Here is a 277-nt window from a genome sequence, read left to right as displayed (position 1 = left end):
CTGTTACAACCAAAAATGTAACAGAGCAGCCTCCTCTATTATTTGACCTGACAGGTTTACAGAAGGAAGCCAATAAAAAACTTAACCTATCGGCTGAAGAAACGCTCACTATCGCACAGAGTCTGTACGAAAAGAAATTTATCACTTATCCCCGCACAGGAAGTAAATATATTCATGAAGATCTATGGACAGAAATTCCTCACCTGATAAGAGCTCTGCAGGAAAAGGAAGATTGCAAACAAGCAGTAAGTCAAATCAAATGGGGTCATTTCAACAA

The 277-nt window shown here is 39.0% G+C and carries 1 protein-coding gene; it reads left to right on the top strand.

The features are described from left to right. A partial coding sequence (locus SB772_RS40470) for a DNA topoisomerase (protein ID WP_410838579.1) occupies positions 1-277 on the top strand: 277 nt, incomplete at both ends.

The organism is Paraburkholderia sp. SIMBA_030, assembly GCF_046535245.1.
Lineage (GTDB): Bacteria > Pseudomonadota > Gammaproteobacteria > Burkholderiales > Burkholderiaceae > Paraburkholderia.
Note: the sequence above shows the minus strand (reverse complement) of the source record. Positions and strands in the feature narration are given on the sequence as shown.